The 22,502-nt window shown below is 57.5% G+C and carries 25 protein-coding genes; 14 read left to right on the top strand and 11 right to left on the bottom strand.

The window, feature by feature from the left end:
- Window positions 1–73 precede the first annotated feature (73 nt).
- Window positions 74–400: an ElaB/YgaM/YqjD family protein gene (locus L3068_RS17730; RefSeq protein WP_023308924.1), complete on the bottom strand. Its 327-nt coding sequence runs from the start codon at window positions 398–400 to the stop codon at window positions 74–76.
- Window positions 401–560: 160 nt separating this feature from the next.
- Between L3068_RS17730 and L3068_RS17725 the strand changes: the two genes are divergently transcribed.
- Complete coding sequence (locus L3068_RS17725) at window positions 561–905, top strand: DUF2002 family protein (RefSeq protein WP_006811693.1); 345 nt, start codon at window positions 561–563, stop codon at window positions 903–905.
- A gap of 32 nt (window positions 906–937) precedes the next feature.
- Here the strand turns inward: L3068_RS17725 and alaE are convergent, their stop codons facing one another.
- On the bottom strand, window positions 938–1,387 hold the full coding sequence (gene alaE / locus L3068_RS17720) for an L-alanine exporter AlaE (RefSeq protein WP_023331140.1): 450 nt from the start codon (window positions 1,385–1,387) through the stop codon (window positions 938–940).
- Between the two features lie 496 nt (window positions 1,388–1,883).
- On the opposite strand from alaE, the gene stpA reads away from it, so the two are divergent.
- Window positions 1,884–2,288, top strand: a complete 405-nt coding sequence (stpA, locus tag L3068_RS17715) for a DNA-binding protein StpA (RefSeq protein ID WP_014884956.1) — start codon at window positions 1,884–1,886, stop codon at window positions 2,286–2,288.
- A 38-nt stretch (window positions 2,289–2,326) separates the two neighbouring features.
- On the opposite strand, the gene L3068_RS17710 is transcribed toward stpA, so the two are convergent.
- The 3 genes from L3068_RS17710 to L3068_RS17700 form a co-directional block, all read right to left on the bottom strand.
- A complete protein-coding gene (locus L3068_RS17710) occupies window positions 2,327–2,506 on the bottom strand; it encodes a GDFGVC terminal motif YodC-like protein (protein WP_014884955.1) in 180 nt (59 codons plus the stop codon).
- Window positions 2,507–2,585: 79 nt separating this feature from the next.
- The gene (locus L3068_RS17705; protein ID WP_014884954.1) at window positions 2,586–3,107 is read right to left on the bottom strand and encodes a rhodanese family protein; all 522 of its coding nucleotides are present in this window, start codon (window positions 3,105–3,107) and stop codon (window positions 2,586–2,588) included.
- A gap of 9 nt (window positions 3,108–3,116) precedes the next feature.
- Entirely contained in the window at window positions 3,117–3,416 is a 300-nt protein-coding gene (locus tag L3068_RS17700) for an ArsR/SmtB family transcription factor (protein ID WP_014884953.1), read from the bottom strand.
- A gap of 178 nt (window positions 3,417–3,594) precedes the next feature.
- Here L3068_RS17700 and L3068_RS17695 point away from each other — a divergent pair, with 178 nt between their 5' ends.
- Window positions 3,595–3,753 (top strand): YqaE/Pmp3 family membrane protein, encoded by a 159-nt coding sequence (locus tag L3068_RS17695; RefSeq protein ID WP_014884952.1) that lies wholly within the window; start codon window positions 3,595–3,597, stop codon window positions 3,751–3,753.
- Here the strand turns inward: L3068_RS17695 and L3068_RS17690 are convergent.
- The gene (locus L3068_RS17690) at window positions 3,750–4,679 is read right to left on the bottom strand and encodes a LysR substrate-binding domain-containing protein (protein ID WP_014884951.1); all 930 of its coding nucleotides are present in this window, start codon (window positions 4,677–4,679) and stop codon (window positions 3,750–3,752) included. The genes L3068_RS17695 and L3068_RS17690 overlap by 4 nt on opposite strands.
- 320 nt (window positions 4,680–4,999) lie before the next feature.
- On the opposite strand from L3068_RS17690, the gene L3068_RS17685 reads away from it, so the two are divergent.
- The 7 genes from L3068_RS17685 (at window position 5,000) to L3068_RS17655 (ending at window position 13,429) form a co-directional block, all read left to right on the top strand.
- The gene (locus L3068_RS17685; protein ID WP_117580963.1) at window positions 5,000–5,605 is read left to right on the top strand and encodes an ankyrin repeat domain-containing protein; all 606 of its coding nucleotides are present in this window, start codon (window positions 5,000–5,002) and stop codon (window positions 5,603–5,605) included.
- A 107-nt stretch (window positions 5,606–5,712) separates the two neighbouring features.
- Window positions 5,713–7,254 carry an acyl-CoA synthetase FdrA gene (fdrA, locus tag L3068_RS17680; RefSeq protein WP_045269192.1) on the top strand — a complete coding sequence of 514 codons (1,542 nt, stop codon included), beginning with the start codon at window positions 5,713–5,715 and terminating at the stop codon, window positions 7,252–7,254.
- A complete protein-coding gene (locus tag L3068_RS17675; protein ID WP_045134069.1) occupies window positions 7,254–8,669 on the top strand; it encodes a YlbE family protein in 1,416 nt (471 codons plus the stop codon). Before fdrA ends, L3068_RS17675 begins: the two co-directional genes overlap by 1 nt.
- Window positions 8,670–8,680: 11 nt before the next feature.
- Window positions 8,681–10,234: a hypothetical protein gene (locus L3068_RS17670; protein ID WP_014884947.1), complete on the top strand. Its 1,554-nt coding sequence runs from the start codon at window positions 8,681–8,683 to the stop codon at window positions 10,232–10,234.
- Window positions 10,231–11,187, top strand: coding sequence for a carbamate kinase family protein (locus L3068_RS17665; protein WP_214602814.1), 957 nt, complete (start codon window positions 10,231–10,233; stop codon window positions 11,185–11,187). Before L3068_RS17670 ends, L3068_RS17665 begins: the two co-directional genes overlap by 4 nt.
- A 1-nt stretch (window position 11,188) precedes the next feature.
- Window positions 11,189–12,568 (top strand): amidohydrolase family protein, encoded by a 1,380-nt coding sequence (locus tag L3068_RS17660; RefSeq protein ID WP_117580961.1) that lies wholly within the window; start codon window positions 11,189–11,191, stop codon window positions 12,566–12,568.
- Between the two features lie 126 nt (window positions 12,569–12,694).
- On the top strand, window positions 12,695–13,429 hold the full coding sequence (locus L3068_RS17655) for a class I SAM-dependent methyltransferase (RefSeq protein ID WP_032635742.1): 735 nt from the start codon (window positions 12,695–12,697) through the stop codon (window positions 13,427–13,429).
- On the opposite strand, the gene L3068_RS17650 is transcribed toward L3068_RS17655, so the two are convergent.
- Complete coding sequence (locus tag L3068_RS17650) at window positions 13,423–14,025, bottom strand: short chain dehydrogenase (RefSeq protein ID WP_117580959.1); 603 nt, start codon at window positions 14,023–14,025, stop codon at window positions 13,423–13,425. The two genes, L3068_RS17655 and L3068_RS17650, sit on opposite strands and share 7 nt — an antisense overlap.
- A gap of 96 nt (window positions 14,026–14,121) precedes the next feature.
- Here L3068_RS17650 and L3068_RS17645 point away from each other — a divergent pair, with 96 nt between their 5' ends.
- The 4 genes from L3068_RS17645 to L3068_RS17630 all read left to right on the top strand — a co-directional run bounded on the left by L3068_RS17645 (window position 14,122) and on the right by L3068_RS17630 (window position 17,018).
- Complete coding sequence (locus L3068_RS17645; protein ID WP_014884942.1) at window positions 14,122–15,009, top strand: LysR substrate-binding domain-containing protein; 888 nt, start codon at window positions 14,122–14,124, stop codon at window positions 15,007–15,009.
- A gap of 20 nt (window positions 15,010–15,029) precedes the next feature.
- The gene (locus L3068_RS17640; protein ID WP_014884941.1) at window positions 15,030–16,211 is read left to right on the top strand and encodes an aminotransferase-like domain-containing protein; all 1,182 of its coding nucleotides are present in this window, start codon (window positions 15,030–15,032) and stop codon (window positions 16,209–16,211) included.
- 85 nt (window positions 16,212–16,296) lie between these two features.
- Window positions 16,297–16,815, top strand: a complete 519-nt coding sequence (locus L3068_RS17635; protein ID WP_087530254.1) for a DUF6622 family protein — start codon at window positions 16,297–16,299, stop codon at window positions 16,813–16,815.
- A complete protein-coding gene (locus tag L3068_RS17630; protein ID WP_224955208.1) occupies window positions 16,812–17,018 on the top strand; it encodes a helix-turn-helix domain-containing protein in 207 nt (68 codons plus the stop codon). The genes L3068_RS17635 and L3068_RS17630 overlap by 4 nt, the downstream gene beginning before the upstream one ends.
- Here L3068_RS17630 and nudI read toward each other — a convergent pair.
- The 4 genes from nudI to L3068_RS17610 form a co-directional block, all read right to left on the bottom strand.
- Window positions 16,981–17,406, bottom strand: a complete 426-nt coding sequence (gene nudI, locus L3068_RS17625; RefSeq protein WP_045269196.1) for a nucleoside triphosphatase NudI — start codon at window positions 17,404–17,406, stop codon at window positions 16,981–16,983. The genes L3068_RS17630 and nudI overlap by 38 nt on opposite strands.
- Before the next feature lie 279 nt (window positions 17,407–17,685).
- Complete coding sequence (locus L3068_RS17620) at window positions 17,686–18,855, bottom strand: HlyD family type I secretion periplasmic adaptor subunit (protein WP_086527819.1); 1,170 nt, start codon at window positions 18,853–18,855, stop codon at window positions 17,686–17,688.
- 10 nt (window positions 18,856–18,865) lie between these two features.
- Window positions 18,866–21,064, bottom strand: coding sequence for a type I secretion system permease/ATPase (locus tag L3068_RS17615; protein WP_117580957.1), 2,199 nt, complete (start codon window positions 21,062–21,064; stop codon window positions 18,866–18,868).
- Complete coding sequence (locus L3068_RS17610) at window positions 21,061–22,464, bottom strand: TolC family outer membrane protein (RefSeq protein ID WP_117580955.1); 1,404 nt, start codon at window positions 22,462–22,464, stop codon at window positions 21,061–21,063. Before L3068_RS17610 ends, L3068_RS17615 begins: the two co-directional genes overlap by 4 nt.
- Window positions 22,465–22,502 lie beyond the last annotated feature (38 nt).

The following is a 22,502-nucleotide window of genomic DNA, read 5'->3' as shown; positions in this document are numbered from 1 at the left end:
ACGGGTTTTTCAAAGGATAAGGCAAAGAAAAGCCCCGGCGCCTGAGGCCACCGGGGCTGATGAGAAGCCGCACTTATTTTCGCAGGCTGAGCAGGGCGCCGACAAAGATGCCGACCGCTGCGACCGTTCCCAGCGTACACAGTGGCTTTTCACGTACGAAGGTCGTTGCACAGCTTGCCATGTCGCAGGCAGCCTGCGTGGCGCGTGAACGTCCGTTCATTCTGGCGCGGGTTTCACGGAGCAGAGACTGAGCCTTACGTTTTGCGGCATCCGCTTCGTCCTTCGCGTCAGATCCCCAGGACTTCAGCACCTCTTCCAGCGTGTCCGCTAATTGGCTGACATCATTACGAATATCCTGCGCGTCGTCGTTAATATCGTTTCGGTTCGGTCTGTTAAACATACGATCCTCCGTAAATTTGCGTTCCCGATCAGTTTAGTTCAGAAATTTAATATCTGAAGCGCGTCACGCGTTATCCGGCAGTTTATGGACTATTCTGAAAGCCCTGCTAATGCTGAATACTGTAAGGTTGCCGGGCAGGAAAAGATAACGAGGAAAAGATATGTATTTACGACCTGACGAGGTGGCACGCGTTCTTGAAAAAGAGGGATTCACCATGGATGAGGTGACGTCAAAAGCGTATGGATATCGCCGCGGTGAGAATTATGTGTATGTTAATCGTGAAGCCAGAATGGGACGTACTGCTCTCATTATTCACCCGACGCTGAAAGACAGAAGTCTGTCATTTGCTGAGCCTGCCTCGGATATTAAAACCTGCGATCATTATCAGCAATTCCCGCTCTATTTAGGCGGAGAAACGCATGAGCATTATGGTATTCCGCATGGCTTCAGTTCGCGCATGGCGCTGGAGCGGTTTCTGAAGGGACTGTTTGGCGACGTACAGTAAACTGGCGACTGGCATTCGCCAGTCGCTTCACATCACGCTTTCGCCTGGCTGTACTGACTGACTTTGAACAGACGGCGGCAGTAGTCGAGGAAATAGCCGTATACGGCGCCCATCAACATCGAAATAACAATATTCGAACTGACCGCCGCGACGATCTGGTGCCAGTCTGCGCCCACGGTTAACAGAATAGCCACATATACCGGAGACTGGAACGTCACATAAGCCAGCACGTCCGCCAGGTTTTTTACCCAGCCTGCGGGGCTGATACGACGGGCGAAACGCATTACCGCATCGCGGTATAACCCGTATGGCCATGCGATAATAATGTTGACCGGGATGGCCACCAGACGCGAAGAAAGTGACTGCTCAAAGGTCATTCCTGAGAGGAATATTTCAATCAGCATGTTCACGACGGAACAGTAAACAACCATCGCAAAAGTATCCGCCACAGCGTGGCGCAGGCGAGATTGCGGCGAGAACATGTCTGAACTCCTTGAGAAGAACACAGTGGAAACGATTTCCCTTCGGCGATTAGTGCTTTAGGTTGCTTTGTTTGACGTATATAGCGTATCTCTCTGTGTTTGAACTAACAACTAGTGATTAATTTTTATTTAATCGCCTTTTGTCCACAAAATTCTCTAAAATTGAGTGTTTTTTTGTTCTGCTCGTTATAATCTGTCTTGTTATGGTTCTTTTTCATAAAAAACAAAGACTTGATTTTCGAGGCGGCCAGGGTGAGTCATCCTTGTCTGGATGGCGGCGCAGTATGCTGTAATTTGAATTAAAGTTGACCGTTTATATTGATGTGGTGATTAGATTCGCACCAGGCTCGCCGGCATCCTGCGTTATTATTAACGTTAATATTTAAATATATTTACACTGATGCCCCTGCGGACCCTTGGGTAGATATTCTGGCCAAAATGAATTATTCTGTGGGTGATTTATCTATTTACCCCAAAGAAAAGGTTTTCAAATAATATGTCTTTGACGTTACAGAATCTTAATAATATCCGAACCCTGCGCGCGATGGCGCGTGAATTATCCCTGGACGTTCTTGAGGAAATGCTGGAAAAGGTCAGGGTCGTTACTGAAGAGAAACGCAGTGAGCTGGCGGAATTAGAGCAGCAGCGTGCTGAGCAGCAGGAGAAAATTAATGCCCTGCTGGAGCTGATGAAAGCCGATGGTATTTCACCGACCGATCTGCTGGGTTCCGAGCTGGCGCAGACGGGTAAACCGACTAAAAAGCGTAAACCGCGTGAAGCGAAATATCGCTTTATTGATCAGAACGGTGAAGAGAAAACGTGGACCGGCCAGGGCCGCACGCCGAAGCCTATTGCCAGCGCGCTGGCAGAGGGTAAATCGCTGGATGATTTTCTGATCTAATGCGTGAGCCGGGCGGTAATCGCCGCCCGGTTGTCTGTTCAGCAGACGCCAAAATCACCTTCTTCACTATACGGCGCCAGATCGGCCGCTTTCAGGGTATATTTTTCGCCTTGTTCATTACTGGCCTGAACCGCCACAACGCTTTCACCATTCACTTCGAGCACTTTCAGCTTCGGGCCGCCTTTACGCGGTTGCACATAATCACCGACAGAAAACATATTACCTCCTCATCGTTTAAGCGATCTTCACCTTAGCCCACGTATGACGCCGGGTACAGTGACTTTCACAGATTACTGCTTATGAGGTACGCCGGTTCCATGGCATCACCTTGAGCAGTCTCGCCATACCGCAAAATCCCGTTACACCAGCGAACAGCAGCCCGGCGCCCACAAAACCGCTGAGCAGGAAAAAGCCGCTGGAGACGCTATAGCCCAGCACCACGCCGCAGAGAATCAACAGCCCGGCCGCGATTTGCACCTGACGCATCAGCGGGAGAGGCTGGGATTTATCTTCAACGGTCAGCAGCCCGGCCTGCTTCCAGCCCTGAATGCCCCCCTCGACCACAAATGCCTGAGCGGGTGACGCCGCCTGGGCCAGGCGGTCAGCATTCCCGGACGTCCTGGCACCGGACTGACAGTGAAAAAGCACTATTTCACCCGCCCGTGCGTTAAGTCCGCCGGGTAAGGTGGCTAGCGGTACTGACTCTGCCCCGGAAATATGCTCGCGGGCATATTCGTCGGTATCACGAATATCTATGAGTCTGGCGCCCTCGGCCACGCGGGCTTTGGCCTGTTGCGGTGTAATCAGCGGAAGTGACATGGCGACTCCTTACGGACAATAAAGGGTTTTCAGTGTGCTGATGAGCTGAAGCACCGCATCGTTTTTAATGAAATAAAGAATGCGCTGCGCCTCACGGGTGCTGTCGATAAGCCCTTCCTCACGCATACGCGCCAGATGCTGCGACGTGGCGGAAGGACTCAGCCCGGTGGCACGCGCCAGGTCGCCCGCACGGGTGCCGGGAGCTCCGCATAATGTGCAGAGGATCAGCAGCCGACGTGGATTACTCATCGCTTTCAACAGGGCGGCGGCCTGCTCAGCGCTGGCCTGGAGTTGTTCGAGTTCAGTCATTTTAGTTTAGTGTTTCCTTAATTAAGTAAATACTAAACTATCCCGGTGCGTTACACCACTGCCAAAAGCGTAAAAGAGGGTAAATGGGACGGGTCTGGATGGCAGAAGCCGATAAACTGGCTACGCTTAGAGTCATACTCTTATTTATTTTCAACTGGTTAGCTTGTACGGAGTGCTTATGGGTTTTTGGCGTATTGTCTTTACGATTATTCTTCCTCCGCTGGGCGTGCTGCTCGGTAAGGGGTTTGGCTGGGCGTTTATCCTGAATATTCTTTTGACCTTGCTGGGTTACATTCCCGGTCTTATCCACGCGTTTTGGGTTCAAACCAAAAGCTAAGCCCGCCAGAGTAAATCGCTATAGATGTTCGTCAGCACGCCCGCTGGACCAAACTGTTGTTTGATCCAGCGAGTGACCTGGCCGGTCGCCGCATGTTGTGTGGCAAGCAGCATGCGGGAATCCTGACGCGGATTGTTGATGCGTCGGGTGACCAGTAGCCCGTCTTCTACCGCCTCGCGGGCCATGTATTCCGGCAAAAAGCCAATCCCTTCTCCCAGAATCTGACACTGGCACTTGGTGTTGAAATCCGGCACCAGAATCGCCTCCTGCCCGTGCAGCAGCCAGCCGACCTTCTTATTAATGGTGTGCGCGGTATCTTCCACCATGATGTTGGGATATAGCCGCAGCTGGCTCTCCGCAATCGGCTCGGGGACAAAGGCCAGCGGATGTTCCGGTGCGATAGCAAATACCCAGCGGATGGCGCCAATCTCGGTGTAATCAATGCCGCCGCCGTCGAGCAGGGTGTCCGGCGCACCAATCGCGATATTAGCCTGGTTGTTGATGATGGAATCCCAGACGCCGTTATACACCTCGGTGGTCACCGTGATCTGGCAGGTGGGAAACTGCTTTTTCAGCACCTGCAGCAGGCGTGCAGTATGGCGTGGAGTATACAAAAGCTGATTGATACAGATACGCACCCGCGCCTCAATGCCCTGCGAAATGGTATCAATTCCGCGCTTGATGGCGTGAAAGTCGTTCAGCAGGTCGGTTGCCTTGCGGTAAAAGTAAAAGCCAGATTCGGTCAGCTCAATGCTGCGCGTGTTACGCACAAACAACACCACGTCCAGCCCGGTCTCCATGCGTTTAATGGTGTAACTGATGGCCGAGGTGGTCACGCCCAGCTCGGCGGCGGCTTTGCTGAAACTGCCAAAACGTGCCGCAGTGGTGAAGGCCAGCAGGTTCTCTTCGGTAAAGATGGAATTCATATTACGGCTCCTGGTTGCCATCAGTTTTGAACATATTTTAACAGCGCTGTTACATCACATTTGAAGCCGGTCACAGTTCTGACTATTTGCTCAGGGCCGCGCGGTACAAGGCTTTTTCAGCCATAAGGATAATGCAGCCTGAGGCGCTAAAAAGCGGTAAAACATAAGAAAAAGGTTGCACAGACGCACGTTTTAGCTGAACCGTTGAATTTAACTCAACAATGAATTGCCTGTCGATGAATGAATTTTAAGCGGATTCTTTTATCACCAGGCTGTTGCTATTCTCAGGTCATCAGAAATGAAACATAGGGAGTCTGAATATGTCTGCAACTGCACTGGTGACGGAATTTCTGCTGGCGGCAGAAGAGGGGAACGTTGACGCGCTAAAAGCCTGTCTGGAGAAAGGCGTGGATATTAACGCCACCAACCGCCAGAAAAGAACCGCCATTATTATTGCCAGCCTGAAAAAGCATTATGCCTGTGTGGAATTTTTAATTGCAGCCGGTGCGGATATTGATAAACAGGACCAGACCTGTTTTAACCCCTTCCTGATTAGCTGCCTGACCAATGATTTAACGTTACTGCGCATCGTTCTTACGGCAAATCCGGACCTGGATCGCCTGACGCGCTTCGGTGGCGTGGGGATTACCCCGGCCAGTGAGAAAGGCCACGTTGAAATTGTGCGCGAGCTGTTGGCAAAAACCGATATTAACGTCAACCACACCAACTTTGTCGGCTGGACGCCGCTGCTGGAGGCCATCGTGTTGAATGACGGCGGCGAGAAACAGCAGGAAATTGTGAAGCTGTTACTGGATAACGGCGCGAACCCGCACATGACCGATAAATACGGTAAAACCCCGCTCGAGCTGGCGCGGGAAAAAGGCTACCACGCGATCGCCGACCTGCTGCTGGCGGCCGGCGCGTAAAGACGACGGTCAGCCTGTTCCGGCTGGCCGCTTAATAAAAAAGCATTTTTACCGACGTGCATTTTGCACGACGGCGGCCCCCTTTTATCCGAAATCAGGTGCAAATAATGCCAACGAAAATCGTGATTAAAAAGAACACTTATTTTGACTCCGTCTCATTAATGTCCGTTTCCACTAAAGCCAATAAATTGCCGGGGGTTGAACAGGCCTTTGTGGCGATGGCGACGGAGATGAATAAAGGCGTATTAAAAAACCTTGGACTGCTGACGCCGGAATTAGAAAACGCGAAAAACGGCGATCTGATGATCGTTATTAAAGGCGATGCGGCGAATGATGAAACGCTGGCGGCCATCGAAGCGTTATTCACGCGCAAAGAGCGTGCCGGCTCCCACGAAGCGCGCTACGCCACGATTGCCAGTGCCAAAACCCATCGCCCGGACAGTAATCTTGCGGTGATCTCCGTCAACGGCACCTTCGCCGCCCGCGAAGCACGTCAGGCGCTGGAAAACGATCTTAACGTCATGCTCTTTTCCGATAACGTGTCGCTCGATGACGAGCTGGCGCTGAAGCAGCTGGCCCACCAGAAAGGGCTGCTGATGATGGGGCCGGACTGCGGCACCGCCATTATCAACGGCGCGGGGCTGTGCTTCGCTAACGCGGTACGTCGCGGGACGATTGGGATTGTCGGCGCATCCGGGACCGGCAGCCAGGAACTCAGCGTGCGCATTCATGAATTCGGCGGCGGTGTGTCGCAGCTGATTGGCACCGGCGGGCGCGATCTCAGCGAGAAAATCGGCGGCCTGATGATGCTCGACGCCATCGACATGCTGGAGGCCGATGAAGGCACCCAGGTGATTGCCCTCATCTCCAAGCCACCCGCACCCGCGGTGGCTGAAAAAGTCCTCGCCCGCGCCCGCGCCTGCCGCAAGCCCGTCGTCGTGTGTTTCCTCGGCCGCAACGTACCGCCCGCTGATGAAGACGGCCTGCAGTTTGCCCGAGCCACCAAAGAGGCAGCCCTGAAAGCGGTACTCCTTACCGGCATCGACAAAGCGTCTCTGGATTTGCACCCGCTCAACTGGCCGCTGATTGAAGAGGTGCGCGCCCGCCTGACCCCGCAGCAAAAATACATTCGTGGGCTCTTCTGCGGTGGGACCCTGTGCGACGAAGCGATGTTTGCGGCGCTGGAGAAGTACGACGACGTCTACAGCAACATCCAGCCGGATCCGGCGAAGCGTCTGAGCGACATCAACGTCAGCCAGGCCCATACCTTCCTCGACTTTGGCGATGATGATTTCACCAACGGCAAACCGCACCCGATGATCGACCCGACCAACCGCATCAGCCGCCTGCTGCAGGAGGCGCGCGATCCGCAGGTGGGGGTCATCGTGATGGATTTTGTGCTCGGGTTTGGCGCGCATGAGGATCCGGTTGGCGTGATGCTCGACGCGATCAAAGAGGCGCAGGCGATCGCGAAGGCCGACAGCCGTCCGCTGGCGATCTTAGGCTATGTGCTTGGTACCGACCAGGATCCGCAGAAGCTTGCTCAGCAGTGCCAGCTCCTGACCGATGCGGGCGTCATCTGGGCCAGCAGCAGCACCAATACCGGATTACTGGCTCGCGAATTTGTCTGCAAAGGGGAGAACGCATAATGACCACCTTATTTAACCAGCCGCTGAACGTGATTAACGTCGGTATCGCGATGTTCAGCGACGACCTCAAAAAACAGCACGTTCCCGTGACCCAGCTCGACTGGACGCCGCCAGGGCAGGGTAACATGCAGATCGTTGAGGCGCTCGATCAACTGGCCGAAAAATCGCTGGCGGAGAAAATTGCCGCCGCTAACCACATCGCGCTTGAGCGCATTATTCAGTCCCACCCGGTGCTGGTGGGCTATGACCAGGCGATTAACGTCGTGCCGGGCATGACCCGCACCACCATCCTTCACGCCGGTCCGCCTGTCTCGTGGGAAAACATGTGCGGGGCGATGAAAGGGGCGGTCACCGGCGCGCTGGTGTTCGAGGGGCTGGCGGCGGATCTGGAGGAGGCTGCAAGGCTCGCCGCTTCAGGGGAAATCACCTTCTCGCCGTGCCACGAGCACGACTGCGTGGGCTCGATGGCGGGCGTCACCTCCGCGTCGATGTTTATGCACATCGTTGAGAACAAAACCTACGGCAACCGCGCGTTCACCAACCTCAGCGAGCAGATGGCGAAGATCCTGCGCATGGGCGCCAACGACCAGAGCGTGATTGACCGCCTGAACTGGATGCGCGACGTGCTCGGCCCGATGCTGCGCGACGCGATGAAGATCGTCGGTGAAATCGATCTTCGTCTGATGCTGGCCCAGGCGCTGCACATGGGCGACGAGTGCCACAACCGCAACAACGCGGGCACCACGCTGCTGATCCAGGCCCTGACGCCGGGTCTGATCCAGGCGGGTTATCCTGTTGAGCAGCAGCGTGAGGTGTTCGAGTTTGTCGCCAGCAGCGACTACTTCTCCGGCCCAACGTGGATGGCAATGTGCAAAGCCGCGCTGGACGCCGCCCACGGCATTGAGTACAGCACCGTTGTCACCACCATGGCGCGCAACGGCTACGAGTTCGGTCTGCGTGTCTCCGGCCTGCCGGGGCAATGGTTCACCGGCCCGGCGCAGCAGGTCATTGGCCCGATGTTTGCGGGCTATAAGCCGGAAGACTGCGGGCTGGATATCGGCGACAGCGCAATTACGGAAACCTACGGCATCGGCGGTTTTGCCATGGCGACGGCGCCGGCGATTGTGGCGCTGGTGGGCGGCACGGTGGAAGAAGCCATCGACTTCTCCCGGCAGATGCGCGAAATCACCCTCGGCGAAAACCCGAACGTCACCATTCCGCTGCTCTCTTTTATGGGCATCCCGACTGCCATCGACATCACCAAAGTGGCAGGCAGCGGCATTTTGCCGGTCATTAATACCGCCATTGCCCACAAGGACGCCGGTATCGGCATGATTGGGGCGGGCATCGTTCACCCGCCGTTCAGCTGTTTTGAAAAGGCGCTGTTGACCTTCCGCGATCGCTACGTTTTATAAGGCATGCATCCATGAAAAACATGAAACTGGAGTGGAAAAGAGGTGACTGGGCGGCTTATTTCGGGTTGATGACCAACAACCTGACCAATTTGCTGACCATGATGGGGCTGCTCATTTTTGTCGTCGGCATCCCGAAGGAGATTGTTTATGGACGCATCGCACCAGCCTTCGGGCTGGCGGTGCTGGTGGCGAGCATCTGTTATGCCTGGTTTGGCCTGCAGATGGCCCGTGCCACCGGGCGCACGGACGTGACGGCGCTGCCGTCCGGCCCGAGCGCGCCGTCGATTTTTACCGTGACCTTCCTGGTCCTCATGCCCGTCTACCAGCAGACCGGGGATGCGGATTTCGCGATTCAGATCGGTCTGGTGTGGTGCTTTGTGGAAGCAATGATCCTCGCGGGCGGTTCGTTCCTCGGGGAGACCATCCGCAAGATGATCCCGCGCACCGTGCTGCTGTCGTGTCTCTCCGGTTTAGGCCTGCTGCTGCTGGCGATGAACCCGATGCTGCAGGCGTTTGAAGCGCCGACCGTGTCATTCATCGTACTGCTGCTGATTTTTATCAACTGGTTCGGCAAAAAGCCGATTTTCGCCAAAATCCCGACCGGTCTGCTGTTGCTGATTGCCGGTACGGCATTAGCGTGGATCTCGGGGCTGCAAAGCCCGGAAGCCATTAAGGCGTCTATGTCATCCTTCGGCTTTAACCCGCCGGAAGTGCACGTCGACAGCTTTATGCAGGGGCTGCCGCACGCGCTGCCGTATCTGGCATCCGCCGTGCCGCTGGGGCTGGCGAACTATATCTTTGACCTGGAGAACATCGAAAGCGCCCACGCGGCGGGGGATGAGTACCCGACCCGTAAGGTGATGCTGGCGAACGGTCTGGCGTCGATGCTGGGCTGCCTGATGGGTAACCCGTTCCCGGTCACGGTCTACGTCGGCCACCCGGGCTGGAAAGCGATGGGGGCCAGCATTGGCTACACGCTGGCTTCCGGGGTGACCATGTTCATCGTGCCGCTGTTCGGGCTGGGGGCGTTTATGCTCGCCATCATTCCGATGACTGCCATCGTGCCCATTCTGGTGTTTATCGGCGTCGTTACCGCTAACCAGGTGGTGCGGGAAACGCCGAAAGTGGAGGTGCCCGTCATCTTCATCTGCCTGTTCCCGTGGATCGCCAACTGGGCGCTCACCATGATGAACAGCGTGATGAATGCGGCAGGGACCAGCGCAGCGAAAATCGGCACCGACGTGCTGCACAGCAAAGGGATTTACTACGAAGGGTTGATGCATCTCGGCAACGGCGCGCCGCTTGCCAGCATGCTGTGGGGCTGTATCGCTATCTTCGCTATCATCAACAAGCCGCTGCGCGGGGCCGTTGCGGCCGCGGGTGGGGCGCTGCTGGCACTGTTTGGGGTGATCCACGCCCCGGTGGTGGGCTTTGCCGAAGGCAGTTCGCTGATGTTCGTTACGGCCTACCTGATGATGGGCGGCATGTTTGTGGTGAAGCATGTGCTGGATAGCCGCGAAGCGGCGAGCGCTGCGACTGGTACCGTTGCGAAGGAAAACGTATGAAAGAGCTTATGGTCGTCGCCATCGGCGGCAACAGCATTATCAAAGACAACGCCAGCCAGTCGGTTGAGCATCAGGCGCAGGCGGTCAAAGCGGTGGCAGAGTCCGTGCTCGAGATGCTGGCCTCCGACTATGACATCGTGCTCACCCACGGCAACGGTCCCCAGGTGGGGCTGGATCTGCGCCGGGCCGAAATCGCTCACGAACGGGAAGGGCTCCCGCTGACGCCGCTGGCAAACTGCGTCGCGGATACCCAGGGCGGTATCGGCTACCTGATGCAGCAGGCGCTTAACAACCGTCTGGCGGGGCGCGGGGAGCAAAAAGCGGTCACGGTCGTCACCCAGGTCGAAGTGGATAAAGACGATCCCGGCTTTACGCACCCGACGAAACCGATTGGCGCTTTCTTCAGCGAGGCGCAGCGCAATGATCTGCAGCAGGCGCACCCGGACTGGCATTTTGTCGAGGATTCAGGCCGCGGCTATCGCCGCGTCGTGGCCTCGCCGCAGCCGCTGCGCATCGTAGAGGCAGATGCCATCAAGGCGCTGACGCAAAAAGGTTTTGTGGTGATCGGCGCGGGCGGTGGAGGAATTCCCGTCGTGCGCTCGGAGCAGGGCGACTACCGCAGCGTCGACGCGGTAATAGATAAAGATCTCTCCACCGCGCTGCTGGCTCGGGAGATCCGCGCCGACGTGCTGGTTATCACCACCGGTGTGGAGAAGGTGTGCATTCACTTCGGCAAGCCGAACCAGCAGGCGCTGGATACCGTCAACGTGGCGCAGATGACGCGCTACATGGAGGAAGGCCATTTCCCGGCAGGGAGCATGTTGCCCAAAATCGTGGCCTCGCTGGAATTTTTACACCACGGCGGTAGGCGAGTGATTATCACCTCCCCGGACTGTCTGCCCGCGGCACTGCGCGGGGAAACCGGTACCCATATTGTGAATGAAGGAAAATAAGATGAATGATAATAAAAGCCGCCGCGAATTTATCAGCCAGAGCGGCAAAATGGTCACCGCCTGCGCGCTGTTTGGTGCCACCGGCTCCGTCGCGTATGCTGCGGATACCGCTGCGCCCGCCTGCGAGACCGGTAAACCGATGAACATCACCGCGAAGCATTACTATCTGGACAACGTGCTGCTCGAAGCCGGGTTTACTTTCGACGGCAGCGTGGCGACGAGCACTCGCACCGAGCTGAAAACGCTGGAGATTAAAGACGGCAAGATCGTCGCCCTGCGCGATAACATTAGCCACGCCGACGCGTCTCTGCCTCACTATGACGCGGGTAAAAAACTGATGCTCCCGGCGATGCGCGACATGCACATCCATCTGGATAAAACCTTCTACGGCGGTCCGTGGCGCTCCCTGAACCGCCCGGCGGGGACCACGATTCAGGACATGATCCGCCTTGAGCAGAAGCTGCTGCCGGAACTGCAGCCCTACACCCAGGAACGCGCGGAGGCACTTATCGACCTGATCCAGTCGAAAGGTTCCACCATCGCCCGCAGCCACTGCAACATTGAGCCGGTTTCCGGCCTGAAAAACCTGGAAAATCTGCAGGCGGTGTTATCGCGCCGCCAGCCTGGCTTTGACTGTGAAATTGTCGCGTTTCCACAGCACGGACTGCTACTTTCCCATTCTGAAAAACTGATGCGCGACGCGATGCAGGCCGGTGCGCACTACGTGGGCGGGCTGGACCCGACGAACGTCGACGGCGCGATGGAGAAATCTCTCGATCTGATGTTCCAGATAGCGCTGGATTACGACAAAGGGGTGGATATTCACCTGCATGAAACCAGCCCGGCGGGCGTGGCGGCGGTGAATTACATGGTGGAAACGGTGGAGAAAACGCCGGAGCTGAAGGGCAAGCTGACTATCAGCCACGCCTTCGCGCTGGCGACGCTTAACGAGCAGGAGGTGGATGCGATTGCGACCCGTATGGCGGCGCAGCAGGTGACCATCGCCTCTACCGTGCCGATTGGTGCCCTCCATATGCCGCTGAAACAGCTGCGTGATAAGGGCGTGTTTGTCATGACCGGCACCGACAGCGTGATCGACCACTGGTCGCCGTACGGCCTGGGAGATATGCTGGAAAAAGCCAATCTTTACGCGCAGCTGTACATTCGCCCGAACGAGCAGACGCTTTCCCGGGCGCTCGGTATCGCGACCGGTGACGTTCTGCCGCTGAACGACAAAGGCGAACGGGTGTGGCCGAAAGCGCAGGACGATGCCAGCTTTGTGCTGGTGGATGCCTCGTGCTCCGCCGAAGCCGTGGCGCGGATTTCACCGCGTACCGCGACGTTCCATAAGGGAAATCTGGTCTGGGGTACTGTGGGCTAGAGGCGAGCCGGGTGACGGCTTCGCCTTACCCGGCCTACTGAAACCCTCAAATCATAGGCCGGGTAAGCGCAGCGCCACCCGGCAATGTTTTATACTGGGAGTCACATTCTTAAAGAGGGATCTGCCATGGCACAAAATATCTACGACAACCCGGCGTTTTTCGAAGGCTACGCCCAGCTTCCGCGCTCGGTGCAGGGGCTGGACGGTGCGCCGGAGTGGCCGGCGCTAAAAAGCATGCTGCCCGATTTAACCGGCAAATCGGTTATCGATCTCGGCTGCGGCTACGGCTGGTTTTGTCGCGCTGCGCGCGACCTGGGTGCATCTGACATCACGGGTGTTGATATCTCAGAAAAGATGCTCGCCCGGGCTGCGGAGCTTACCGCTGACCCACAGATTCATTATCAGCGTAGCGATCTGGAGTCGCTGGCGCTCAAAGATAACAGCCTGGACCTGGTCTACAGCTCGCTGGCACTGCACTACCTGCCGGAACTGGATACGTTATTCGCCAACGTTCAGCGCGCGCTTAAACCCGGTGGCAGCCTGGTCTTCTCGATGGAGCACCCCATTTACACCTGCGCCACCCGCCAGGGCTGGCTGACCGACGACAACGGCGAGCGGTTCTGGGGCGTGAATCATTATCAGGACGAGAGCCAGCGCGTCAGCAACTGGCTGGCGGACGGGGTCATCAAGTATCACCGTACGCTGGGCACCACGCTCAACGCGCTGATCAAGGCCGGATTAACGATAAGCGAAGTCAACGAATGGGGGCCAACGCAGGGGCAAATTGCGGCCTGGCCCGCGCTGGCCGAAGAGGCAGAGCGCCCGATGCTGGTGCTGATCGCCGCCCGTAAGGCTCAGTAACCAACCTTATACACCCGACCGCTCTGTACCCCTTCCACGCTGCGGCGATAGGCCTGCGCCACGGTTGCAGCGGGGACGCTCTCAAAGCCGGGGAAGAAACCGTCGTACGCTTCAGCGGATTCCGTCAGGACCGTCGGGCTAATCAGGTTAATGCGGATCCCGCGCGGCAGCTCACAGGCTGCGGCGCGAACAAACCCTTCCAGTGCGGCATTCACGGTGGTGGCGTTTACTCCCTGGGCAATCGGCTCGTGCGCCACAATGCCGCTAATCAGGGTGATAGAGCCCCCTTCGTTCAGATAGTGCTGGCCGATTAGCGCAAGGCGCACCTGCCCCAGAAGTTTATCCTGCAGGCCCTGATTAAAGTCGCTGTCTTTCATGGTCGCAAGCGGGCCAAAGTAGAGGCCACCGCTGGCGGAGACAATGGCATCCACCCGGCCAATTTTCTCGAACAGCGCCTGCACGCTCTCCTGCGAGGTGATATCCACCTGATAGTCGCCCTGGGTACGACCCACGCGGATCACCTCATGACGGCGGCTTAGCGCTTCTGTTACTGCCTGACCGACCGTACCACTGGCACCAATAATCACGATTTTCATAGCAGACTCCTTATGTGTGAGCCTTCATTCTTTAATAAATAAAAAGTCAGATAAACTGGGCTAAAGTTAGAAGATTGCTAATCAGAGGTTCGGAATATGGATAAGCTTCGCGGCATGGAGACGTTTATCGCGGTGGTAGAAAGCGGCAGCTTTACCGGCGCGGCCTCCCGCCTTGAGATGTCGGCGGTCATGGTGGGAAAGTATATTGCGTTGCTGGAGTCCCAGCTTGGCACCCGCCTGCTTGAGCGTAACACGCGTCGTCAGAGCCTGACGGATGCGGGCCGCGTCTATTTTGAAGAAGCCAGACGGGTGCTGGAGCAGGTCTCAATCGCCGAAAACGCGGTTGAACGCCTGCGTGCCACACCGGCCGGAACCCTGCGCGTCACGGCGCCTACGTCGTTTGGCGGCTGCGTGATCGCCCCGCTCACCGCCACCTTTTTACAACGTTACCCGCAGGTGCGCATCGAACTGGATCTGACTAACCGAATGGTCGATCTGGTGGAGGAGGGGGTCGATTTGGCCATTCGCATTGGTGATATTCGCAATGACGATCTGGTGGCGAAATATTTGTGCCCCTACAACATGGTGATCTGCGCCGCACCGGACTATTTAGCGCGACACGGTACGCCGCAAACGCCTGCCGATCTGGTGGATCATCTGTGTCTTTCGCACACGGTATGGACCGCGCGTAACGAGTGGCGGCTACCGGGCGTGGAAGGGGAAGTACGCTGGAAGCGTGATGCCATCTTAAGATGTAACGACGGCTATGGCCTGCGTATGGCGGCACGCGCAGGGGCGGGGCTGTTGCTACAACCGGAAGTGCTGGTGGCGGAAGAGCTGGCAAGCGGCAGGCTGATTCGGGTACTGGAGCCGTTCACCCCCGCGCCGAGGCCGGTGCATTTATTGTGGCGCCAGGATTTACGTCCTCTTCCGAAGCTAACGGAATTTATCGCTCATATTCTGCTAAGATTGGGCACAATATAAAAAAAGAAGGTAATCAAAGAATGTCTGCAAACAAACTCGCCAGCAGCGCGCAGGGCCTGCAATCATCTGCCATCCGTGAATTATTAAAACATAGCAAAATGGCTGGCGTGATTTCGCTGGGCGGAGGGATTCCGAACCCCGATTTGTTCGATCACGAAGGGCTTAAAATAGCCGCGGATGCCGTCTTATCGCAACATTTTGGCGAGGCGTTTCAGTATGGTCTGACCGAAGGTTTTCCGGGACTGCGGGAAGAGATCCAACGCATCTGTGAAGGACGTGGCATTGCCTGTAAAGCCGATGACGTGGTGGTGACGTCCGGTTCGCAGCAGTCTCTCGACGTGCTGGCGCGTGCATTAATTAACCCAGGCGATACCGTCGTCGTCGAGCGTCCAACCTATCTTGCCGCGCTGCAGGTTTTCGGCCTGGCGCAGGCGAATTTTGAATCCGTCGGCACCGACGGCGACGGCATGAAGGTCGACGAACTTGAGGCGCTGGTGGCAAAGAAAACCATCAAAGCGGTTTATATCGTCCCGACCTTTGGTAACCCGGGCGGCGTGACGCTCTCTGAAGCGCGTCGTAAACAGCTGGTGGAATTATCGAAACGCTATGATTTCGTCATTATTGAAGACGACCCGTACAGCGAAATTAACTACACCGATGAGGTCTTCCGCCCGTTAATTGCCCATGCCAAAGATATCGGTAACGAAGAGAACGTGGTCTACACCTCAACCTTCTCTAAAATACTCGCGCCGGGCACCCGCGTAGGCTGGGTGCTGGTGCCGGAGTGGCTGAAGCGTGCGGTGGTGAACCTTAAGCAAACCACCGATCTGCACACCAGCACGCTGTCGCAGTTAATGACGTATGAGTACCTGAAAACCGGTCGCCTGGCCGGGCAGATTAAGATGATCCGCGAAGCTTATCGCCAGAAATACCAGACCTTCGCCACCGAACTGGAAGCGGAGCTGGGTGATGTGATGTCGTTCCACAAGCCTAAAGGCGGCATGTTCCTGTGGGCGAAAATGAACAACGGTATGAATACCACCCGCTGGCTGGAAAAGACGTTAAGCAACGGCGTGGTATTTGTCCCGGGCGAGTTTTTCTACTGCAATGAGCCGGACCAGACCACGCTGCGCATGTCGTTTGTGACACCAACAGATGAGCAGCTGAAAGAGGCGGTGCAGCGCCTGAAGAAATCGCTTTAAAAGACCTGCGCATAATGGCATTCCTGCCGTTATGCGCAATACGCGTTCAGGGCGGCACGGGCCGCGATCGTTCATGGTGAGTTCCATGTTTGAATTTCTGATCGGTGTTGTTACGCACACGCCCGCCTGGGTGTGGGTGTTGTTTATCTTCCTCATCTCCCGTGGTATCAAAGCCCGCAGGCCCGCCACCGTTACGCTGGAGAGGCTTGCCATTATCCCGGCGATCTTTCTGGTGTGGGATATTTACGATCTGGTGCTCTATCGCACGTTGACCCCTGCGACTGTCGCATTGTGGACGGCGGGGATCTTCGCCGGTGCCGCGCTGGGGTATCTCCTGATTAAGCGGGCGGTTATCACCCGGGCAGATGCGCCGCGTACGCTTTACCGCCAGGCAGACTACACCGCGCTGCCGTTTATGATGCTGGCGTTTGGCGTGAAGTATGTGCTGGGGGTGATGAGCGCAGTTTCGCCTCAGACGATGCAACAACCCGCCATGAGCGCGCTGGCGATCGTCTCCGGGGGCGTGTTTGCCGGCGTATTTATTGGGAAATTTGCGCGGTATGTTGGGGTGTATAATCGTACCGCACCTCGTCGGGCGGAATGAACTTCGTTAACTGGCGGCAGCTGGCTCGCGTCATGCGGGCAATGGAGTGGCTGGCGGCGGGGAAGCCGGTAGGGTGGATTGCGCTGTCCTGCGGCTACAGCAGCGTCAGCGCATTCATTGAGGTTTTCAGAACATGGACCGGTAAAACGCCGGGGCAGTGGGCGATTAAAGAAGACCCTTTTGCGCGAAGGTCATGCGGGTAGCTTCGTTGAGATCCAGATCTTTTAACGATTCCGGATTAACCCAGGCGATCTCCTGAAACTCCTCATTAAACGTGACGTCCCGGTTGGCGCTCATGCAGTCGAAGATCAGATAGATCATATAAATCTCCTCGGTGGTGCCATCGGCGTAGGTTTTTACCCTGATGTCATCGCGAAAAGCCCATGGCGTGACCGAGACGATCTCCAGCGCTTCGCCCAGCTCTTCGCGGATCTCACGGCGCAACGCCTGTTCCATGGTTTCGCCCGGTTCCATTCCACCGCCGGAGAGGGCCCATTGACCGGGAAACACGCCGCGATCGTCGGCCATTTTACACAGCAGATAGGCACCGTCGTTCTGGATGATGGGGCAGACAATGGTTCGTTGGCGCATGATTTCTTCCTGAAAAATGAATTTGGGCTACTTTAGCAGATAAGGCGGGGGAGGTTATGTTAGGGGGGGATTCTCATCCCTCGGTTTTCCACATTTTGTTGCAGATTCAGCCAGAATTCAGCGCTGATATCGAATGCTTTCGCCCGTTTTAACGCCCTATCGGCGGTGAATTTTTTCTGTGTTGCGGTCTGACGCCCTCACCCCAACCCTCTCCCACAGGGAGAGGGAGAAAACCGCATTCCCCTTAGCTTTAGTGTGTAGGACTGGTAAGGCGATTGACTACCGCTCCCGCAGCGCCTCTTTCGCCCGGTTAAACGGCTTAATCAGATAATCCAGCACCGTTTTCTCGCCGGTCTTGATGTCCACTGTCGCAATCATGCCCGGTACAATCGAGAAGTGCCTGCCCGCTTTATTGACCAGGTAATCCTGGCTGGTGCGGATAAACACCCTGTAATAGAACACTTCCGGCTTGGCTTCGTCCTGGATGGTGTCCGGTGAAATGGTCTCTACCACCCCATGCAGACCGCCGTAGATGGCGTAATCGTAGGCGGTGATTTTGACAAGCGCCTCCTGGTTCGGGTGGATAAAGGCGATATCGCGCGGCGAGAGGCGGGTTTCAATCAGCAGGTGATCGTCCACCGGCACAATCTCCATCAGCTCGCCGTTAGGCGGGATCACGCCGCCGATGGTGGTGACTTTGATGTTTTTCACGATCCCGCGTACCGGGGATTTTACCGTCAGGCGGGTGACGGAATCCTGGCGGCCTTTAAGGACCGCGGAAACCATATCCACTTCCGCGTTAGCCTTGGATAACGCTTCGCGCGCCTGAACGTAATACTGCGAGCGCACGTCGGTGAGCTTCAGCTCCAGGTCACTTTTCTGTCGCTGCAGGCGCAGCACCTCCACATGGCTGGCGGCCCCGGTTTTAACCAGCCTTTGGGTGATCGCCAGCTCTTTATTGGCGAGATCTAACGCGGCGCGCAGCTCCCGTTGGGTATCATCCAGCTGCGCACGGCGGGAGTTGTAGAGTCGCGTTTCGGCGGCAATCAGATCCGGCCATTTTGCCAGCGAAGGCGGGAAGGTTAGCGGGAGATCGTTCACCTCGGCATTCAGACGTGCGCTGGAAGCCAGTGACGCGCGGTAGCGCGCTGCACTTTCACCGACGTTCGATTCGGAACGCGTCGGATCAAGCCGCGCCAGCACCTGTCCGGCCTGCACCTGATCGCCCTCATGAACGTTCAGCTCGGTGAGGATCCCGCCGTCGAGCGACTGTAATACCTGTTCGCGCGAGCTGGGGATCACTTTCCCCGAGCCGGTTGAGACCTCATCCAGCACGCCAAACCATGCCCAGACGCCCAGGGCCACAAACATCAGCAACGAGAAGATGACGATTCGACGCGCGCCGGTGTAGCCACTTTCGGATTCAAGCGCGTTATCCAGATCGTCCATTGCGGCAACGTCACGCTGACTGATTTTCATTTTTCCACTCCCGTCCGGTTGCTGCCTGCTGCTGCTGTTGCTGAATGCGGCTGTTGTTAAGCGCCTGCGCTTTTGGCGCGTCCATCACCAGCATCCCTTCTTTCAGTACGACCACGCGCTCCACCAGATCCAGCACCGGCACGCGGTGGGTGGCGACAATCAAAGTACGGTTGCCGAGCCAGTCGCCCAGACGCTGGATAAACTCCCGTTCAGTGTGCTCATCCAGCGACGCGGTAGGTTCATCCATCAGCACGATATTCGGATCGCGCAGCAGCATCCTCGCCAGCAGAATGGACTGCCGCTGCCCGCCGGAAAGCCCCACGCCGTTTTCCATGATCGGGTAGTCCAGCCCTTTGGGCTGTTTCTGCACAAAGCCCGCTGCGCCGGTCAACTCCAGCGCCTCGAAAATTTCTTCGTCGGTGGCGCGTGGCATGCCAAGGGTGATGTTCTCGCGCAGGGTGCCGTAAAACAGCCGCGCGTTCTGGGTCATAAAGCCGACGTTGCGCCGCACGTCCGCCACGTCGAGATGTGGCAGGCTGAGGTTATCAAGCCGCAATTCGCCCGCCGCCAGATCCATTCCGCCCGCCATGGCCTGTAGCAGTGTCGACTTGCCCGCGCCGTTACGTCCGAGGATCGCCACTTTCTCGCCCGGCTTGATTTCCAGACGGTTAATGCGTAGCGCCATGCGCGGATCGTCCGGTTGATAGCGAAATTGCGCCTGTTCGAAAAGATAGTGTCCGCGCAGGACGTCCTGGCGGATCGGCGTCTCTTCGCGCTGGTTCTCGGTCGGCAGCTGCATAATGCTGTCCAGCCCCTCTTTGGCGGCCTTCACCTGCTGCCAGCGGGCCAGCACGCCGCACAGCGTCGCCATCGGCGCGATCATCCGGGAGGCCAGCATCGACGCGGCAACCACCGAACCGGTGGTCAGGGTGCCGTCGATCACCATTGGCGCGCCGACCACAATCACCGCGGCGTAGACCAGGCTCTGGATGGTCATCCCCCAGCTGATCAGGTTCTGCGTCAGTTCGCGGGTGCGCAGGCCGGATTCGGCGGTGATCTGGATATAGCTATTCCACTGCTGCAAAAAGCGGTTTTCCGCCTGCATTAGCTTGATGTCCTCCAGCCCCTGCACGCTCTCCACCAGCACCGCGTTGCGCAGGGTTGATTCATGCGCCGACTGCTTCGCCAGCTCCGCCAGCTTCTTCTGAAGCAGCAGGCCGGGCAGGACCATGATCACCGCCGCGACCGGGGCGATCCACGCCAGCTGCGGCGCGATGATCGCCAGTACCACCACAAACAGGAAGAAAAAGGGCAGGTCGACAATGGTCGAGATGGTGGAAGAGGTCACCATCTCGCGGATCTGCTCCAGCTCGCGCAGCTGGGAGATAAAGCTGCCGGTGGAGCGCGGAATGGCGCTGTGGCGCAGCCGCAGGGCGTGGCCGAACACGCGGTCTGAGACCCGCAGATCCGAGCGTTTACCCAGCAGATCCATAATGTGACCGCGCGCCACGCGCAACACAAAACCAAACAGGGTGGCGATCAGCACGCCGATGGTCAGGACGTAAAGCGTCGGGTAGGACTGGGCAGGGATCACCCGGTCATATACCTGCATGGAAAAGACAATGCCGGAGAGGGAGAGCACGTTGATGAACAGCGCCGCCAGCATCACCCAGCTGTACGGGCGCAGGTCGCGCATCACCAGCCGGTAGAGCCAGTCCGGGCGGTATTTTGAGATGTAGGCATCCACGCGGCTGTCCTTCAGCGCGGCCAGCGGGCGCAGGGCAATAACGTGGCGGATGGCGGGCAGCAGCGCGCTCATCGACAGACGGTTGGTATGCATCTTGTCGTCGAAAAAGCTGACGTCCAGCGTGTCTTCCCCGTCGAAGCTGTCGACCACGCCAATTTTTCCGTCGTTCAGTGCCACCACCACCGGCAGGCGCCAGCTGTTGATCGACTGCCGATCGGCCGTGAGCAGCTGGAACGTCAGCCCGGCTTCCCGGGCAAGCTGCGTCAGGGCAGGTACCATCGGTTTGCCTTTCAGCCAGGGAGCGCCTGCAATCAGCGCACCGGGCGAGCAGGCGACGCGGTAGCGCGTGGCAACAAAGCCAAACGCCTGCGCCCACTGCGCCAGCGCCTCATCTGTCATTGTTTCTTCTTGCGGAATTTCGCGTTGCTTCATGGCTGGATCTCCACGGTCTGGATGGTGCGGTTATCAAGATCGAACGCATGACGCAATTGTCCGGTGTTGTAGAGGCAGTTGAGCTGTAACTGGTGCAACTGACCAAGGGTCTGTTGCTGGGTGAAGCGTGCCTGATAGACCTCCTGCTCGGCGTTGAGCACGTCCAGCAGCGGGCGCGAGCCGAGATCGAGATACTGCTGCTGGTAAAGCTCGCGGGTACGGGCGCTGAGCGCCTCCTGGCGGCCCTGAATTTGCAGCGTGCTTTGCAGGCTCATCACCTGGCTGCGGGCCTCCAGCAGTTTCTGGCGGACATCAAGACGGGTACGCTGAATGGTCGACTGCGCCGCTTCCACCGCGTGTCCGGCGGCGTTACGCCGGGCGGTGAGGCCGCCGCCCTGATAGAGCGGCATTTGCACCTTCACCCAAGCGGAATATTGCGTGCGATCCCGCGTTTCGCTGCCCGCGTAGCGATCGTTCAGATAGTGACGGACCTCCGGCTCCAGCGAGACGGTTGGCGTCATTTGCGCGTCGGCGTAGTCGAGGTTCGCCTGGGCGACGTTGGCCTGGGCCCAGGCGGCAAGGACAGACGGAACCAGACGATCGTCCGGCTCGGCGATGTCACAGCTGCGGGCCAGCTTTTGCGGAAAATCATTGCTGATCGCGTTCAGGCTGTTCCAGCCGAGAAAGCTCATCAGCGTGGCACGGGCGCTGTCGAGGCTGGCCTGATACTGCATCAGCTGCGCGCGCGCCCCTTCAATACGTGCGTCGGTCTGCACCACGTCAGAAAGCGAGCTAGCCCCTTCGTCGTTACGCTGACGGGTCAGTGTGCCTATTGAGGAGAGGGCGTCGAGCTGCTCTTTGGCGGTGTCGACCATCTGCTGCCAGGTTTGCACCTGCACCATGGCGACGGCGGTATCATGGGCAATGGTGTCGATGCTCACCAGCACGTTGGCCTGCTGCTGGGCAACGCCGGCATTTTCGGCTCGTACCTGGCTGGCCACTTTGCCGAAGTCGTAGAGCATTTGTGAAAGAGAGAGCACCAGCGACGGCGTAAAGCCGTTCTGATCGCCGTCGTGGGAGTACCCGTTGTCCATGCCCGCGTTAATTTGCGGATAGTATTTCGATTTGGCGACGTCGACTTCTTCGCTCTGTTCGTAGAGTTTGCCCACGGCTTCACCGATCGCCGGATGCCAGGTAACGGCACGGTTGACGGCCTCGCCAAGCTGTAATGAGCCGGGCGCGGCGTTGCCAGCCGCAGGGGCGACGCGACCGCTGAGTGAGGGGAGTTCCTGCGTTTCGCGCAGTTGTCCGGTATTGATGGTCGCCGCCGGGTTCGCGCACAGAGCGGGCACAGATATCAGGCAGCACGAGAGCCACCAGTAAGGCATCTTCATTCCCATGTCATGTCCCTAATAAAATAAGTGCAGCTTTATTATTA

This window comes from Enterobacter cloacae complex sp. ECL414 (assembly GCF_021869685.1).
Taxonomy (GTDB): domain Bacteria; phylum Pseudomonadota; class Gammaproteobacteria; order Enterobacterales; family Enterobacteriaceae; genus Enterobacter; species Enterobacter kobei.
This window is presented reverse-complemented; position numbering and strand designations above follow the sequence as displayed.